At 70.2% G+C, this 15,999-nt stretch carries 10 protein-coding genes and 1 pseudogene; 6 read left to right on the top strand and 5 right to left on the bottom strand.

Translation table 11 applies throughout. The features are described 5' to 3' along the window. Positions 1 to 210: 210 nt before the first annotated feature. Positions 211 to 3,291 (bottom strand): helix-turn-helix transcriptional regulator, encoded by a 3,081-nt coding sequence (locus tag IEZ15_RS21180; protein WP_229846020.1) that lies wholly within the window; start codon positions 3,289 to 3,291, stop codon positions 211 to 213. Positions 3,292 to 3,601: 310 nt separating this feature from the next. Then, positions 3,602 to 3,777 (bottom strand): annotated as a pseudogene (locus IEZ15_RS47075) (transposase); the annotation flags it as partial. A gap of 326 nt (positions 3,778 to 4,103) precedes the next feature. Here IEZ15_RS47075 and IEZ15_RS21185 point away from each other — a divergent pair. From IEZ15_RS21185 to IEZ15_RS21200, 4 genes are read left to right on the top strand one after another with little or no spacing between them, the layout of a single operon-like run. Continuing rightward, entirely contained in the window at positions 4,104 to 4,937 is an 834-nt protein-coding gene (locus IEZ15_RS21185; RefSeq protein ID WP_114247625.1) for a M55 family metallopeptidase, read from the top strand. Continuing rightward, a complete protein-coding gene (locus IEZ15_RS21190; protein ID WP_189278912.1) occupies positions 4,930 to 6,300 on the top strand; it encodes a M20/M25/M40 family metallo-hydrolase in 1,371 nt (456 codons plus the stop codon). Before IEZ15_RS21185 ends, IEZ15_RS21190 begins: the two co-directional genes overlap by 8 nt. Positions 6,301 to 6,322: 22 nt before the next feature. After that, positions 6,323 to 8,311 (top strand): prolyl oligopeptidase family serine peptidase, encoded by a 1,989-nt coding sequence (locus IEZ15_RS21195; RefSeq protein ID WP_189278913.1) that lies wholly within the window; start codon positions 6,323 to 6,325, stop codon positions 8,309 to 8,311. After that, positions 8,308 to 9,252, top strand: a complete 945-nt coding sequence (locus IEZ15_RS21200; RefSeq protein ID WP_189278914.1) for a S66 peptidase family protein — start codon at positions 8,308 to 8,310, stop codon at positions 9,250 to 9,252. The genes IEZ15_RS21195 and IEZ15_RS21200 overlap by 4 nt, the downstream gene beginning before the upstream one ends. Before the next feature lie 217 nt (positions 9,253 to 9,469). Here IEZ15_RS21200 and IEZ15_RS21205 read toward each other — a convergent pair whose 3' ends face one another. Beyond that, positions 9,470 to 10,234 carry a class I SAM-dependent methyltransferase gene (locus IEZ15_RS21205; protein ID WP_189278915.1) on the bottom strand — a complete coding sequence of 255 codons (765 nt, stop codon included), beginning with the start codon at positions 10,232 to 10,234 and terminating at the stop codon, positions 9,470 to 9,472. A 132-nt stretch (positions 10,235 to 10,366) separates the two neighbouring features. Between IEZ15_RS21205 and IEZ15_RS21210 the strand changes: the two genes are divergently transcribed. Further along, positions 10,367 to 10,951 carry a GNAT family N-acetyltransferase gene (locus IEZ15_RS21210; protein WP_189278916.1) on the top strand — a complete coding sequence of 195 codons (585 nt, stop codon included), beginning with the start codon at positions 10,367 to 10,369 and terminating at the stop codon, positions 10,949 to 10,951. 161 nt (positions 10,952 to 11,112) lie between these two features. On the opposite strand, the gene IEZ15_RS21215 is transcribed toward IEZ15_RS21210, so the two are convergent. Further along, on the bottom strand, positions 11,113 to 11,838 hold the full coding sequence (locus IEZ15_RS21215) for a carbon-nitrogen hydrolase family protein (RefSeq protein ID WP_189278917.1): 726 nt from the start codon (positions 11,836 to 11,838) through the stop codon (positions 11,113 to 11,115). Between the two features lie 202 nt (positions 11,839 to 12,040). After that, positions 12,041 to 13,312: a glycosyltransferase family 39 protein gene (locus IEZ15_RS21220; RefSeq protein ID WP_229846021.1), complete on the bottom strand. Its 1,272-nt coding sequence runs from the start codon at positions 13,310 to 13,312 to the stop codon at positions 12,041 to 12,043. Positions 13,313 to 14,133: 821 nt separating this feature from the next. Here IEZ15_RS21220 and asnB point away from each other — a divergent pair. After that, on the top strand, positions 14,134 to 15,981 hold the full coding sequence (gene asnB / locus IEZ15_RS21225; protein WP_189278919.1) for an asparagine synthase (glutamine-hydrolyzing): 1,848 nt from the start codon (positions 14,134 to 14,136) through the stop codon (positions 15,979 to 15,981). The last annotated feature ends 18 nt before the right edge of the window (positions 15,982 to 15,999 follow it).

The raw sequence follows: 15,999 nt of genomic DNA on the forward strand, positions 1-15,999 counted from the left end.
GCCTGCGGGGTTCGTCCCGGAACCTGGCCTTGTCGGGAAACCAGGGCCGGTTGAGGCGATCCGTCAGATGTGACCGTGCGGCAGAAGCCTTGCGCACGTGGGGGGACGAGTAGCGACGGGCGGAGGCGGTGATTCCATGACGCTGAGTGTTGTTCACGCACCGGCCACCGGACGACTGGGCAGATGACCCAATTTTGCTGCAGCGCCCGCCTAACGGTGCGCGCCGGCCGGGCTGTCGACGACGACGCCGGCTTCGACGACCTTCACGGCCAGCGCCGTCCGGGACGAGACCTCGAGCTTGCGCATCGCTGTCTCCACGTGCCGCGCGACCGTCTTCGGCGACAGGATGAGGACACCGGCGATCTCCCGGTTGGTCCGGCCTCCGACGAGCAGCCGGACTACGTCGAGCTCACGGGGAGACAACTGATCGCCGTAGCTTCGCCGTCCACCGTGCCACGACGGACGCTTCACCCCGACACCGGATGCACGCAGTGTGTGCATGACGCGCTCGGCGTCGCCACGAGCGCCGAGGGTGGACAACCCCTGGAAGGTTTCCGTCAGGAGGGAGAGAGCCGCATCGGGCTGGTCCGCACGTAGCAGACAACGGGCCTGTCGCTCACGGCTGAGCAGGGCGTCGTACGGCCGCGGAAGGCCCTGCCACGCGTCGGCCGCACGCGCGAACAGTTCGGCGGCGCTGAGGGGATCGTCTCGATGCTGGGCCAGGATCGCCCTGCAGGTCGACAAGGCGGCGTGCGGCCCAGGTGCGCGGCGATCACGCACTCCCGCTGCGAATGCGTCGACCAAGTCGCCGGCCTCGTCGATGCGGCCGGCCATGAGTAGTGCCTCGGTCCGGACCGGGGCGAGTTCGGTGGCCCAGATCCAGGTGCCCTTTCGTTCCAGGAACCGGATCGGCTCATCGGTCAATTGCAGCGCGTCGTCGATCCGCCCGGCGCCGAGCCGGAGCCTGGCCAGGGCGCCGGCAGGTTCGACGGAATACTCCGCACCGCCATGTCGGTCCGCCTGTTCAAGGACGCGCCGCAGGCACTCGTCCGCTCTGTCCTGGTCGCCGCGAGCCGCATACAGCAAGCCGGTGACCATGGCCGGCGCCAGGCGACTCACCGGCTGCAGGAGTTCCTCGTCACCGGCCAGCGATCCGGCCCGGTCGGCCAGCCCGTCCCAGTCTCCGGTGAGCCAGTCCAGGTGGGCCAGCGTCACCTGCCCGAGCCTACGAAGCTTCCGGTACTGATACGTGTCGGCCAGCCCTGCGGCCAGCGTGAGCAACCGCCTCGCCTCCGGGTACCTTCCCCAGATCAGCGCCATGTGCCCGACGTTGAGTTGGCCGACCGTGATGTGCTGCCTCTCCGCGGCGGTGGACGCGTCATCGGCGATCAACGCCGCCTCCGCCCACCCCTCCTCCTCACCGAGCAGCAATAGCCCGCTCGCCCGTCCGACCCGGATGCTCAGCCGGTCCACCGGCGCCATCGAGACCGGCACCTGCGCAACGCGCCGCAGCCACCTGAGGTGTTCGGCCGCCGGTGTCGTCGTCCCGTACGGCAGGCCGAGAAACACCATGGCGCGGGTTGCCTTCACCGGGTCGTGCCCGAGGTCGGGCAGCGCTCGTTCCATCTCGATCCGGGACTGCTCGAACGCCTCCATCTGCTGCAGCAGCCGGGCGACATGGAAGCGGATCTCCGCTCCCTCGCTCGGCGTCGGCTCACCGGTGTCCAGCACGAGGCGGAGAGCGTCCATGAGTTCGCGGTAGCGTTCGTGCCCGCTGAGCAGACAGAACGGAACCTTGCTGGTCAGCCGCACCACGTCGGCGGGCGGCAGGTCGGCGTTGGTGAGCAGATCGTGCACCAGGACGACCGCCGTCGCATCGTCACCCGAGGCGAGGGCGAGGTCGGCAGACTGTTCCGTGTACCGGCACCATGCCGTCGTGTCGCCGGCCTCCCGGAAGTGGCGCGCGAGCTGGGCGACCGGGGACGGGGTGGTGCCTTCGCGGACGTGTGCGGCACGCAGGTGCATCGCCCGCCGCTGCGGTACAGGAATCGCCTCGTACACCGCGCGGCACGCCAGCATGTGCCGGAACGAGACCAGCCCGCGCTGGTCCTCGCTCAGTAGCCCCGAACCCACTGCCTCCGCCAGGCCTGCCAGCCTGCTCGCCGGATCGCCTTCCAGAGCCATCACCTCGACGACGGCGTCCTCGGGGGCGGGGTCGGTGAGTACGGCGGCCGCGCGCAACGCCGCCTGCGCCGCCGGGCCGAGCCGTGCGCCGCGTTCCAGTACGACGTCCCGCACTGTCGGCGGTACGTCGATCTCACTCAGTCGCTGCCGCACCCAGGAATCATCCCGCCGGGTCGGGTCAGCGCGGTTCCACATCAGCCGGACGGACTCTTCGACCGCGAGCGGAAGCCCGTCGGTCCGGTCGTGCAGGATGGTCGCGAACTCGTCGGAAACCCGTTCCCCACCCAGCATCGAGGACACCATCGCGGCAGTCCCAAGAACATCCAACGGCTCCAACGGCAGCCGCAGCCGCGCCGCACCCGCCGGTTGCCGCGACGACAACCGCAGCAGCAGAGAGTCCGGCGCGATCTCCTCCGGACGATAGCTCACGAGCAAACTGACCTGTTGTCGCGGACGTGATGCCAGGAACAGCAGAAACTCCAGGGTCGCCTCATCTGCCCAGTGCACGTCCTCAACCGTGAGCAACCCGATCTCGAGCCGTTCGAGGATCTCCTCGATGGCCCGGAACAGCCGGTGTCGTGCCGCTGCTGCGTCTTCGGCCGGGTCGGGTGCGGGCGGCAACGCCGATGCCCACTCGGGGAACAACGGCCGGAGCGCCCCCGCCAACCCGCTCAGGCCGAGCCGGGCGACATCCTCGGTGGCCGGCCGGATCGCGTCCACCACCGGCCCGAGCGTAAAAGGCTGCCGAACAGCCGGACATGCAGCCATCAGCACCCGCTGCCGGGCCGGGGCATGCGCCGCGAGCAGTTCCTGGATCAGCCGGCTCTTACCGATCCCGGCCTCGCCCTCGATCAGTACGACCACCGGCGGGTCGGACAACGCGGCTTTCAAGGCGGCGAGTTCGCGCTCGCGTCCTACCAAACCGGGTGATGCGATCGCCGGCAGGTCGCGTGTGTCAGAATCGCTGGTAGACATTCGCCCCACTGTCGGAGACAGGCGACGGTGTGCCCGAACCGTCGTCTTCCGTGAACAATATGACCAGAGGTTACAAGGCGGGGTGGCAGGGGGATAGGCCACGTTCAAAGGCGTGGTGCAGAAGGCGATCACTGTGGAGTTCCGGGGCTGAGGTTTGTGCTGCCATCCCGCCCGCCCGGGGGCAGAGACCTCCGTGTCACTTGCCCCAGCCTCACATCGGTCCGCTCCGCCGCCGTGGCGCTACGGACCGGCGGACGCCGCACCGGTGCCGCGTTCTTGCACCGCATGTGCGCGGTCTTTGACGGCGGGGTTCCCCGAAGGGGCATCACGTGCTCTGCTGAAGCTCAGCAGTTGTCACCGGCAGAGCTGACGGAAAAGGCAGGCGGAGCAGCCTGACTCGGCGAACTCCTTGAGCGTCGGCGTCGGGTCGGTCAGCAACCGAATAGCCAGTCGGCAGATCCCGCCACGGAACACCCGTCCGCAGCCGGTACAGGGTCCCGTTGGTCACCTCCGATGCCTCTTGCGTTGCCCACCCCGCCCGACGATTTCCGGCAGGTGCCGATCCGACCGAGCCCACTCCGTGCCGGGTGATCGGCATCCTGGCCGGGTTCCGAACAGCAGTCAGCTGCCGCAGCCAGGCCATCCTGGGGCACAGTCACTTCGACACGACGATGTCGGTTCACACCCACGCCGCGCTACAGGCGCAGCGCGAGGCCCTGGACAGGGTAGGGGCACTGCTTGCGGCTGATGTGAGCGATGCCGGATCGTGAGAAAGGGGCGTTTCGGCCCCGGGTGACGGAGGAGGGGAGACGGTTGCCCGGCAAGGATGCTTGTATGGGGGCGCCGAGTTGGATGCCTGCCTGATGCTCTTCAGGAACTGATGTCAGCAACTGGTGTCACGACCGGCCCGGATAGCCCCTGACCTGTAAGAAGACGGACTCAACATGAAGATCCTGATCAGCGCGGATATGGAAGGCGCCACCGGCGTGACCTGGCCGGCCGATGTGCTGCCGGGTACCCCGCAGTGGGAGCGGTGCCGTTCCATGTTCACCTCCGACGTGAACGCGGCGGCGCTCGGCTTCTACGACGGTGGTGCCGACGAGGTGCTCATCAACGAGGCCCACTGGTCCATGCGCAACCTCCTGCTGGAGCAGCTCGACGACCGGGTCCAGATGCTCACCGGAAGGCACAAGTCCCTGTCCATGGTGGAGGGCATCCAGCACGGCGATGTCGATGCCATCGCCTTCGTCGGCTACCACACGGGCGCCGGCGCGGAAGGGGTCCTCGCCCACACCTATCTGGCGAACTCCATCACAGGGGTCTGGCTCAACGGCGCCCGGGCCAGCGAGGGGCTCCTCAACGCGCATGTGGTGGCCGAGTACGGCGTTCCCGTCGTCCTCGTCACCGGCGACGACCTGACCTGTGTGGACGCGGACGGGTACGCCCCCGGAGCCCGCAAGGTCGCCGTGAAGGACTATGTGTCGCGGTACGCGGCGGTGTGCCGCACCCCGGCCCGTACCGCCGCGGACATCCGTGCGGCGGCCAAGGACGCGACCGCGCTCGCCGTGCGGCACACCCCGGTGGAGGGCGGCCCCTTCACCGTCGAGCTGGAGTTCGACGCCGAGCATCTGGCCGCGGCGGCCACCGTGGTCCCCGGCGTGGCGCCCAGCGGTGAACGGCGCGTCGCCTATACCAGCGCGACGATGTACGAAGGCATCCGCACGTTCAAGGCGGTGACGACGATCGTGTCGTCCGCCGTGGAGGAACAGTATGGCTGAGGCGACCCACCCCCAGGAGAGCGCCGAGAGCGCCGAGAGCGCCGAGAGCGTCGACGAGCGGGCGCTCGACGAATCGGTGACGTTCACCTCCGAACTGATCCGGATCGACACCACCAACCGCGGCGGCGGCGACTGCCGGGAACGACCGGCCGCCGAGTACGTTGCCGAGCGGCTGGCCGCCGCCGGACTGGAACCCACCCTGCTGGAACGCACCCCGGGGCGCACCAATGTGGTGGCCCGGATTGCCGGAACCGACCCGTCCGCCGACGCCCTGCTCGTACACGGCCATCTCGACGTCGTCCCGGCCGAGGCCGGCGACTGGACCGTGCACCCCTTCTCCGGGGAGGTCCGCGACGGTGTCGTCTGGGGGCGCGGCGCCATCGACATGAAGAACATGGACGCGATGGTGCTGGCCGTCGTCCGGGCCTGGGCGCGGACCGGTGTCCGGCCCCGCCGCGACATCGTGATCGCGTACACCGCCGACGAGGAGGCCAGCGCCGAGGACGGCTCCGGCTTCCTCGCCGACCGGCACGCCGAACTCTTCGAAGGGTGCACGGAGGGCATCAGCGAATCCGGCGCCTTCACCTTCCACGCCGGACCGGACATGCCGCTCTACCCGATCGCCGCCGGTGAGCGCGGCACCGCCTGGCTGAAACTCACCGCGCGCGGCAAGGCGGGGCACGGCTCCAAGGTCAACAAGGCCAACGCGGTCAGCGCACTCGCCGCGGCCGTCGCCCGGATCGGCGAGCACCGGTGGCCGGTCCGGCTCACCCCGACCGTGCGCGCCGCGCTCACCGAGATCGCCGCGCTGTACGGCATCCGCGCCGACCTCGACGCCCCCGGCTTCGACGTGGACGAGCTCCTCGGCAAGCTCGGACCGGCCGCCGCCCTGGTCGAGCCGACCGTCCGCAACAGCTCCAACCCGACCATGCTGGAGGCCGGGTACAAGGTCAATGTGATCCCCGGCCACGCCACCGCCTTCATCGACGGCCGGATGGTGCCCGGCGGCGAGGACGAGTTCCACACCACCCTGGACCGGCTGACCGGACCCGATGTCGACTGGGAGTTCCACCACCGCGAGGTCCCGCTGCAGGCCCCGGTCGACTCGCCGACCTTCGCGAAGCTGCGCGCCGCCGTCGAGCGCTTCGACCCGGACGGCCACGTCGTGCCGTACTGCATGTCGGGCGGCACGGACGCCAAGCAGTTCTCCCGGCTCGGCATCACCGGCTACGGCTTCTCACCGCTGAAGCTGCCCGCCGGCTTCGACTACCAGGCGCTGTTCCACGGCGTCGACGAACGCGTCCCCGTCGAGGCACTGCACTTCGGCGTCCGCGTCCTCGATCACTATCTGCGCACGGCCTGACCCGGTACGGGGGGAATTGATCATGAAGTCCACAGCGGCCCACGGAACGTGGCCGTCACCGATCGACGCACGACTGGCCGCCTCCAACGACGGCCGTCCGGAATACGTCGGCGTGGTCGGCGACGAGGTGTGGTGGACGGAACCGCGCCCCGCCGAGGCGGGCCGCCGCGCACTGATCCGCCGCCGGGCGGACGGGACCAGCACCTGTGTCCTGCCCGCTCCGTGGAACGTACGGAGCCGGGTCATCGAGTACGGCGGACAGCCCTGGGCCGGGGCCGCACGCGCCGAGGGCGGCCCGCTGATCGTCTTCGTCGACTTCGCCGACCAGCGGCTGTACGCATACGCCCCCGACCGGCCCGGCGAACCCTGGCCGCTCACCCCGGTCTCGGCCGTCGGCGGCGGACTGCGCTGGGTCGACCCGCAGCTCCACCTCGACCGGGGAGAGCGGGGCGAAGTGTGGTGCGTCCTGGAGGAGTTCACCGGCGAGGCACCCACCGATCTGCGCCGGGTGATCGCCGCCGTACCCCTGGACGGCTCGGCGGCCGACGACCGCTCGGCGGTACGTGAACTCACCGACGACAGCCGCCGCTTCGTCACCGGACCGAAGCTCTCGCCCGACGGGCGGCGGGCGGCCTGGATCGCCTGGGACCATCCGCGGATGCCGTGGGACGGCACCGAGGTGATGCTCGCGGACGTCGCCGACGACGGTACGTTCCAGCACACCTGGAGCTTCGGCGGCGGCCCCGAGGAATCGGTGCCGCAGATCGAGTGGGGTGCCGACGGGCAGCTGGTGTTCGCCAGTGACCGCAGCGGCTGGTGGAACCTGTACCGCGCCGACCCGCACCGGGGAACGGTCGCGCTCTGCCCCCGGGAGGAGGAGTTCGCCGGACCGCTCTGGAAGATCGGCCTCAGCTGGTTCCGGCCGCTGGAGAACGGCCTGATCGCCACCGTCCACGGCCGGGGCACCACCACGCTCGGCATACTCGACCCGGAGACCGGCGAACTCGTCGACGTCGCCGGGCCCTGGACCGAATGGGCCGAGTCGCTCGCCGTGCACGGCAGCCGGATCATCGGCATCGCCGCGAGCCCGTACAGCGACTACGAGATCGTGGAGCTGGACACCGCGACCGGCCGCAGCCGGATCATCGGCACACCGCACGTGGACGCCGTCGACCCCGCCTACTACCCGCAGCCCGAGGACCGCACCTTCACCGGGCCCGACGGCCGGGAGATCCACGCCCACATCTACCCTCCGCGAAACCCCGACCTGGCCGGCCCCGACGGCGAACTGCCGCCCTATGTGGTCTGGGCGCACGGCGGCCCCACCGGCCATGCCGCACTCGTCCTCGACCTGGAGATCGCCTACTTCACCTCGCGCGGCATCGGCGTCGCCGAGGTCAACTACGGCGGTTCCACCGGCTACGGCAGGACCTACCGCAACCGACTGCGCGAACAGTGGGGCGTCGTCGACGTCGAGGACTGCGCGGCCGTCGCCGAGGCGCTGGCGGCCGAGGGCACGGCCGACCGGCAGCGGCTCGCCATCCGGGGCGGCAGCGCCGGCGGCTGGACCACTGCCGCCTCACTGACCGGCACCGATGTCTACGCCTGCGGCACGATCATCTACCCCATCCTCGATCTGACCGGCTGGGGCACGGATGAGACCCATGACTTCGAATCGCGGTACCTGGAGTCCCTGGTGGGCCCGCTCGCCGAAGTCCCGGCACGCTACCGCGAACGGTCGCCGGTCACCCGCACCGGCCATCTGACCACGCCCTTCCTCCTGCTCCAGGGGCTGGACGATCCGATCTGCCCACCCGTCCAGTGCGAACGGTTCCTGGCCGAGGTCGAAGGGCGCGGCATCCCGCACGCGTATCTCACCTTCGAGGGGGAGGGGCACGGGTTCCGGCGCGCCGACACCATGATCCGCGCCCTGGAGGCCGAACTCTCCCTGTACGGCCAGACTTTCGGCATCGACTGTCCCGACGTGCCGCGGCTGGAGCTGAAGAAGTGACCCTCGCCCCCCTGTCCCGTCCCGCCCGACTGCGTCCGGGCGCCAGGATCGCCGTCGTGTCACCGAGCGGACCGGTGCCCGCCGACCGCCTGGAGGCGGGCCTCGACATACTGCGCGGCTGGGGTCTCGATCCGGTCGAAGCGCCCCATGTCCGTGCTGTGCACCCGGAGTTGGACTACCTCGCCGGTACGGACGTGGTGCGGGCCCGGGACCTCCAGGAGGCCTGGTGCGATCCGTCCGTCGACGCGGTCATCTGTGCCCGCGGCGGGTACGGCGTGCACCGCATGGTCGACCTGGTCGACTGGGCGGCGATGCGCGCGGCCGGGCCCAAGGTGTTCATCGGCTACAGCGACATCACCGTGCTGCACGAGGCATTCGCCCGGCGCATGGGGCTCGCCACCCTGCACGGCCCGATGGTCGGCACCGAGACCTTCCTCAAGGACCCGGACACCCAGGAATCCCTGCGGGCCACCCTGTTCGAGCCCGAGTCGGTACGCATTCTCGGCCTGCCCGCGGCGCGGGTGCTGGTCCCCGGCAGGGCCCGCGGCATCACCTACGGCGGCTGTGTGAGCCTGCTCGCCGCCGACATCGGCACCCCGAATGCCCGGACGTCCGCCCGGGGCGGGCTGCTGGTGATCGAGGACACCACCGAAGACCCGTACAACATCGACCGCATCCTCACTCAACTGCTCAGGGCCGGGGCGCTCGACGGGATTGCCGGGGTGGCCTGCGGTTCCTGGGCGGGCTGCGGTCCGTACGAGAAGGTGCGGGCGGTCCTCGCAGACCGGCTCGGCCCGCTGGGCGTGCCTGTTGTCGAGGAACTGGGCTTCGGGCACGGACCGACGGCGCTCACGATTCCGCTCGGCGTGCCCGCGGTGCTGGACGCGCCGGCCGACGGGGGTCCTGCCACGCTCACCATGGAGGGGCCAGCACTGGTCTGAACGGCCCTGTGCTGCGAAGAAGCTGAGCATCCTTCACAACCGCGGCATCAAGCCGGTCACAGTGGTCAGCGCCCCCGAGGACACCGGTGTGCTGGAGCTTCCGGTGGTCGGCGGCCGGGTGGAGTGAGGCACCGAGGGGATGATCGGCCCAGGTCGACACCCCTGGGGAGTGTCTTCAGAGTCCCGTCTGCCCGGCGCTGTGTGGTGCGCACGCTCCCTAGGGCATTCCGTGAGGGACGGGCTCCGCGGTACCGCGCCGCGCCACGAACACGAACTCCCTGCCCGGCCGGTCGGGTGCGTCGCGTACGTCCTCGACGACGAAGCCGTGCTCGTGCAAGTCCCGCTCGATCTCCGTACGTTCACGGAAGCGAAGTGTCGATTCCGAGGTCAGTACGTCCCCGTCCGCAGCGAACACGTGCGTACCCCGGAAGCTCACCAGCGGCAGGCTCACGTCCGTCAGCTCGGCCCAGGTCTCGACGTGGCCGACGCCCGCGATGTCCGTCATGCGGTACGTGGTCTCGCGCGTCCACTCCGCCCACTCCTCCCACACGCGCTGCGCCGGATCGCGCGTCTCGAAGACAAGCCGCCCGCCGGGCCGCAGCGCCTCGTACGCGCCGCGCAGCGTCGTACGCCACGCCTGCGGCTCGGCGATCGCCTCGGCGACGTTCCCGGTCATCGTCACCAGGTCGATCTGCATGGGCGGCAGGTCCCCCGCGTTGCCGTCGAGCCAGCGCACCCGCTCCGCGCCCGGCTTGCCACGCGCGACGTCGACGGATGCCCGCGCGGGATCGATCCCGGTGACCGTCATCCCGCGCTTTGCGAGCAGCAGCGCGAACACGCCCGTACCGCACCCGATGTCCAGCACAGACCGCGCGCCGAACTCCTCCGCCATCGCGAGATACGCGTCGAGATCGCTGCGGTCCGGATCGAGTGGGTCGTAGATGGCGGCGAGGCGTGGATGCCCGAAACTTGCGTCAACCATGGAGGCGAACCTATGTGGCCCCGAGCCCGCGCGGCCACCGCTTTTCGGGTTACGGCGCCAAGCGGGCGCGGCGAAGTGCGCCGCTGATCCCGGCAGGAGTTGTCTTCCAATGTCACGCCCTAGGCTGGCCGGATGTCTGGAACCCACTGTCTGGCCGAGGGACGGCGCACGGCTATCCGCCCCTACACACGAGCGGATGCCGAGGAGTTCACCACCCGGGCGAGGGAGAGCCGGGACATGCACAGCCCATGGCTCTTCCCGCCCGACGACGCCCGCGCGTACGCCGCCTACGCGGGCCGGCTGATCGAAGACCCCACAAAGGCGGGCTTCCTGGTCTGCGAACGAGGGAGCGGCGACAGCGGGGCCGGCGAGGGCGGGGCCGGTGACAGGATCGCGGGGTTCATCAACATCAACAACATCGTCGGCGGCGCGTTTCGCTGCGGCGCGCTCGGATACGGGGCCTTCGCCCATGCGGCGGGGCGCGGCCTGATGAGTGAAGGGCTGGGACTGGTCCTGCGGTACGCTTTTGGTCCGCTCGGCCTGCACCGTCTCGAAGCCAACATCCAGCCCGGCAACGAGGGTTCGCTCGCCCTCGTCGAACGGGCCGGATTCCGCCTGGAGGGGTTCTCGCCGGACTTCCTCTTCATCGACGGAGCCTGGCGCGACCACGAGCGGTGGGCGATCACGGCCGAGATGCTGAGCCAGGACGGCGTCTAGGTCCTGTCCTGCCGATCTTCGCGGGCCCGGAACGCCTGGCACGGCACCTCGCCGCGTTGTCGGAGTCGCCCAAGTACGTCCAGTACGAGGACGATCCTCCGCCTTGCGGTGCACCGCACCAGACGTCCCGGGCTGATCCACGAAGATCGACAGGACAGGACCTAGTGCCCGGGCCGGGCCGGGCCCACGGTCGCGGTCACCACAGCTGCGGGCTCGGGCCCGGCCTGCGCGGTGGGGGTTCCGTCCGGTGCCCAGATGCCTGAGCCGCCCGACGTGAGGGCGTACACCCCACTCGGTCCCGCCGCGGTGGCCAGCACCGCCCACACACCATGGGCGAGCGCCGCCCGGTTCATGTGCCCGTCGCGCCGGGCGGCCTGCTCGGGTCCGGGGCCGTACAGGGTGCTCGCCACATACGCGTCGATGCCCAGGGCGGCAGTGGCGGCGGCGTGCTCGGGAACGGCCGCGTCGTAACACACCGCAAGCCCCAGCCGCAGGCCGTCGATCACCAGGACCTCGGGCTTCTCTCCCGGGGTGAAGCGGTCGGACTCCTCGCCGTGCAGCCACATCTTGCGGTAGACGACGCTCGCGCCCTCGCCCGTGACGGCCAGGGTGGCGATGTACTCACGCCCGTCCGCGGCGCGCACCGGCGCCCCGACCAGAGCCGTCGCGCCCGCCTCGCGGCACGCCGTGACGATCGGCCGCAGGCGGGGGTCGTCGGGTGACACGGCCGGGGCTACGAGGTCGTAGCCCGTGAGCGACAGCTCCGGGAAGACGACCAGCCGTGCCCCCGCCCGGCCGATCGCCTCCGCATGGACCACGGCGTTGGCGGCGACGTCGAGAGGGACACAGTCGGGCTGGGCGACGGCGGCAGTGAGCGGTACGGGCACGAGGTACTCCGGATCAGCCGGTCGGCCGGGCACTCCGGGGGCGGACCGCCCGGGGGAGACACCGCAGGTCACCGACGCGAACAAGGTGGTGACCAGCCTATAGAGCAGCTCGACCCGAGCAGCCGGCCGGGTCCGTCGGGCGGAGTGGTCAGCCGGGCCGGTCGCGTGGGCCGGTCACCCGGACCGTTTCAGCCGGTGCGGTTCAGCAGTGGCCGGGTCTGGCATACACGGTGATGCGCGCCTGCGTGACCGTTCGGCTCGCGCATTCCTCGAAGTACGCGTCGAGGGTGGAGCGCTTGACCGCCTCACGCGCGTTCGCGTCCAGCGGCTGGCCCTCCGGATCGCGCACCGCGATGACGCGTGCCCTGGTCAGGATGCGCTCGCGAATCCGGTCCGTCGGCAGCTCCGTGCCGAACAGTGTGTCGGAGGCGACCGGGGTCTGTTCCAGGGCGAGGTCGGACAGGGAACGGAAGGAGTCCGGCCGGGCCAGCGTCCATACGCGTCTGCGTGAGGGCATGAACAGCAGCCCGTCTCCCGGCTCGGCGATGTCCTGGACCGCCCGGGCGATCGCGACCGCGTCGTTCGCGCGGCTCCCCGGTTTCCGCAGCGCGGTGCTCACGGGTACGAGGGTGGCGAGCACCGCGGCCAGCGCCACTGCACATGTCACACGTTGTACGGTTCCGGCACCGCGTGCCGACCGCCGGAGCCGGTCGAGCATCGAACCCGCCAGGAGCGCGAAGCCGATGGCGGAGGCCAGGACGTAACGGTCCACGTACAACGGATGCAACGGGCTTGTCAGCATGAGCAGCGCGCTGGGCAGGATCAGCAGCGGGAGCGCGAGCGCGGACAATGTGATCGGTCCGCGGGCTCGGCCGGCAAAGCGGGCGAAGGCGATGCCCAGCAGGGCCGTCGCGGCGAAGCCCAGCACTTCCCCGACGTCCGGCGTGCCGATCCAGTCCACCTGCGCGGACTGCGTGGTGCTGAAGGCGGCGAGCGGGAGGAGGCCGGCGAGCACCCCACCCGCCGCGATGCTCCACGCCCGCGCCAGTCGAGCCCGGAAGACGGTCACACCATGGGCCAGGAGCATCAGTACGGCGAACTCGTGGAGCAGACAGGCCGTCAGCATCACCGCGCCGTACGCAACCCAGCCCCGTCTTCCCGGCCGGGAGAGGTTGCTGACCAGGAGGCAACTCGCCCACGTGATCAGTGCACAGATCAGGGCGTAGGACCGGCCCTCCTGCGCGTACCGCTGCACCGGCGGGAGCAGCGGGAAGACGAGGCCCGCCAGCAGCCCCGTCCATGTCCCTCCGAGCCGCTGCCCCAGCCGTATGATGCCGACCGCCGCCGCGGCGACCGCCAGTACCGACGGCAGCCGCAGCGCCACCAGACCGCCGTCCCAGAGGCCGAACACCCCACGCATGATCAGGTAGTACAGGCCGTGCACGACGTCGACATGGCCCAGCGTGTGCCACATCTGCGGCACACTCCGATGTGACATTGCAAAGGTGACCGCCTCGTCTCCCCACAGGGTGTCCTGGCGGCGGATTCCCCAGACCCCGATGAGCAGGGCCGGCAGTCCGGGGGTCCACGGGATGGCCCGGCGCAGGGCGCTCCGGGCCGGTTGCGGGAGATGTGCCGTTCGCGAATCGGCGGTGGGGGCGGTGTGCTGGATGAGAGAGATGACGTGCTCCGTCCGAAGAGAGGTCTCTCGCTCAGTCGATCGTCCATCGTGTTGATGGGCAGCCCCCGCAGGCGGTGCCGATCAATTTCATTCGCGCTGCTCAGCGCCGGCGCGCCATACCCGGTGCCGGCTCCGCGGCACCACCTCTACACCGCCCTGCGCATTTACCCGCTCGCTCCGTCCCGGGCGGCCGCCGCCGTCTGCTCGCGCTCCCGAGGCGGTCCCTCGAAGGACGAATAACAGGCGCGTCTGCCCGATGTGGGGTATCGGATCATCTACTGACCCGCAGGGTGCACCCCACTGGCCCACCCCGGATTGGCCAAGTCTTTGCCCGTGGCCGATTCGGGCTGCCCACCGCGCCCGCCGGCCTTTCCCGTACGGGCTGCGGAGCGCAGCACTCCGTACAGGAAGGGAAAACGGCGGCCGAAAGTATGAGGGGCCGGCCTCCGTCGGTGTAACGACCGTGTTGACCGTACGCAATCGCAGGCAGAGGCTCGTTATATAGCTGCTAAATACAACTGGTTCTGCCGGGCCTTCGCTTTCGGCACGCCGCCCGGGGGACGGCACCGTGCGTGCGACCGCTTCCCGGCCGGGACCGAATCGGGAGGACGCGTATGTGTGGCATCACCGGCTGGGTCTCCTTCGACCGTGATCTGCGGACAGCCGAGGACGTCGCGACGCTGGACGCGATGACGGAGACCATGTCCTGCCGGGGCCCCGACGACCGGGGGACCTGGATCGCCGATCACGTGGGGCTCGGACACCGGCGGCTGGCGATCATCGACCTGCCCGGCGGACGCCAGCCCATGACCGTCGGCACACCCGAGGGGGAAGTAGCCCTCGTCTACTCCGGTGAGGCGTACAACTTCAGCGAACTCCGTACCGAACTGACCGCCCGCGGGCACCGCTTCATCACCGACTCGGACACCGAGGTCGTGCTGCACGGCTATCTGGAGTGGGGCGAGTCCGTCGCCGAACGGCTCAACGGCATGTACGCCTTCGCCCTCTGGGACAGCCGCCACGACAGGCTCGTCATGATCCGTGACCGGATGGGCGTCAAGCCCTTCTACTACTGGCCGACGCCCGACGGAGTGCTCTTCGGCTCGGAACCCAAGGCCATCCTCGCCAATCCCGTGGCCCGGCCCCGGGTGACTCTCGACGGGCTCCGGGAGCTCTTCACCCTCGTCAAGAACCCCGGCCACGCCGTATGGGACGGCATGTACGAGGTGGAGCCCGGCACGCTCGTCACCGTGGACCGCGGCGGCCTGCGCAAGCACGTCTACTGGCAGCTGAGGACCCATCCGCACCCGGACGACCGGGACACCTCGATCGCCAACGTACGGTCACTGCTCGACGACATCGTGCGCCGCCAACTGGTCTCCGACGTACCCCGCTGCGTCCTGCTCTCCGGCGGCCTCGACTCGTCCGCGGTCACCCTGCTCGCCGCCCGGCAGCTCGCGAAGAGCGGCGAGAAGGTCCGCACCTTCGCCGTCGACTTCGTCGGACGCACCGAGAACTTCGTCGCCGACGAACTGCGCACCACCCCCGACACCCCGTTCGTACACGACGTGGCCGACCAGGCTGGCACCCTCCACCGCGACATCGTGCTCGACCCGAACACCCTCGCCGACCCCGACGTACGCGCCCGGATGATCCGGGCCCGGGACATCCCCATGGGCCTCGGCGACATGGACGCCTCGCTCTATCTGCTCTTCCGGGCCATCCGCGAACACTCGACCGTCGCGCTGTCCGGCGAGTCGGCCGACGAGGTCTTCGGCGGTTACCTCCAGTTCTTCGACGAGGAAGCCCGCAGCGCCGACACGTTCCCCTGGTTGGTGCGGTTCGCCGAGCACTTCGGTGAGGACGCGGGCATGCTCCGCGACGACGTGAACCGGGCCCTCGGCCTGGAGACGTACATCGGCGACAGCTACGACTCAGCCGTCGCCGGCATCGAACGGCTCAGCGGTGAGAGCGACTTCGAGTACCGCATGCGCAAGATCTGCCATCTCCACCTGACGCGGTTCGTACGCATCCTGCTCGACCGCAAGGACCGCGCCAGCATGGCCGTCGGCCTGGAGGTCCGGGTGCCGTTCTGCGACCACCGGCTCGTCGAGTACGTCTACAACACCCCCTGGGCCCTGAAGTCCTTCGACGGCAGGGAGAAGAGCCTGCTGCGCGAGGCGACCGCGGATCTGCTTCCCCGGTCCGTGTACGAGCGGACCAAGAGCCCCTATCCGTCGACCCAGGACCCCAAGTACGCCGTCGCCCTCCAGGAGCACGCCCACGACCTCCTCGCGCGCCCCGACCACCGGGTCTTCGACCTGATCGACCGCGCCCGGCTGCAGCGGGTCGCCGACCACGATGCGCCCCGGATCACCTCGGCGTCCCGCCGCGGCCTGGAACGCACCCTGGACCTCGCGATGTGGCTGGACATGTACGAGCCGGAGGTGGACCTCAGCTGAGCGGTCCGCCGCCTGTGG

The organism is Streptomyces atratus, assembly GCF_014648655.1.
Classification (GTDB): Bacteria; Actinomycetota; Actinomycetes; order Streptomycetales; family Streptomycetaceae; genus Streptomyces; species Streptomyces atratus.

Coding starts and splice junctions, on each gene's coding strand:
- IEZ15_RS21185 (WP_114247625.1), top strand. CDS start 4,104: ATGAAGATCCTGATCAGCGCGGATATGGAAGGCGCCACCGGCGTGACC.
- IEZ15_RS21190 (WP_189278912.1), top strand. CDS start 4,930: ATGGCTGAGGCGACCCACCCCCAGGAGAGCGCCGAGAGCGCCGAGAGC.
- IEZ15_RS21195 (WP_189278913.1), top strand. CDS start 6,323: ATGAAGTCCACAGCGGCCCACGGAACGTGGCCGTCACCGATCGACGCA.
- IEZ15_RS21205 (WP_189278915.1), bottom strand. CDS start 10,234: ATGGTTGACGCAAGTTTCGGGCATCCACGCCTCGCCGCCATCTACGAC.
- IEZ15_RS21210 (WP_189278916.1), top strand. CDS start 10,367: ATGTCTGGAACCCACTGTCTGGCCGAGGGACGGCGCACGGCTATCCGC.
- IEZ15_RS21220 (WP_229846021.1), bottom strand. CDS start 13,312: ATGTGGCACACGCTGGGCCATGTCGACGTCGTGCACGGCCTGTACTAC.
- asnB (WP_189278919.1), top strand. CDS start 14,134: ATGTGTGGCATCACCGGCTGGGTCTCCTTCGACCGTGATCTGCGGACA.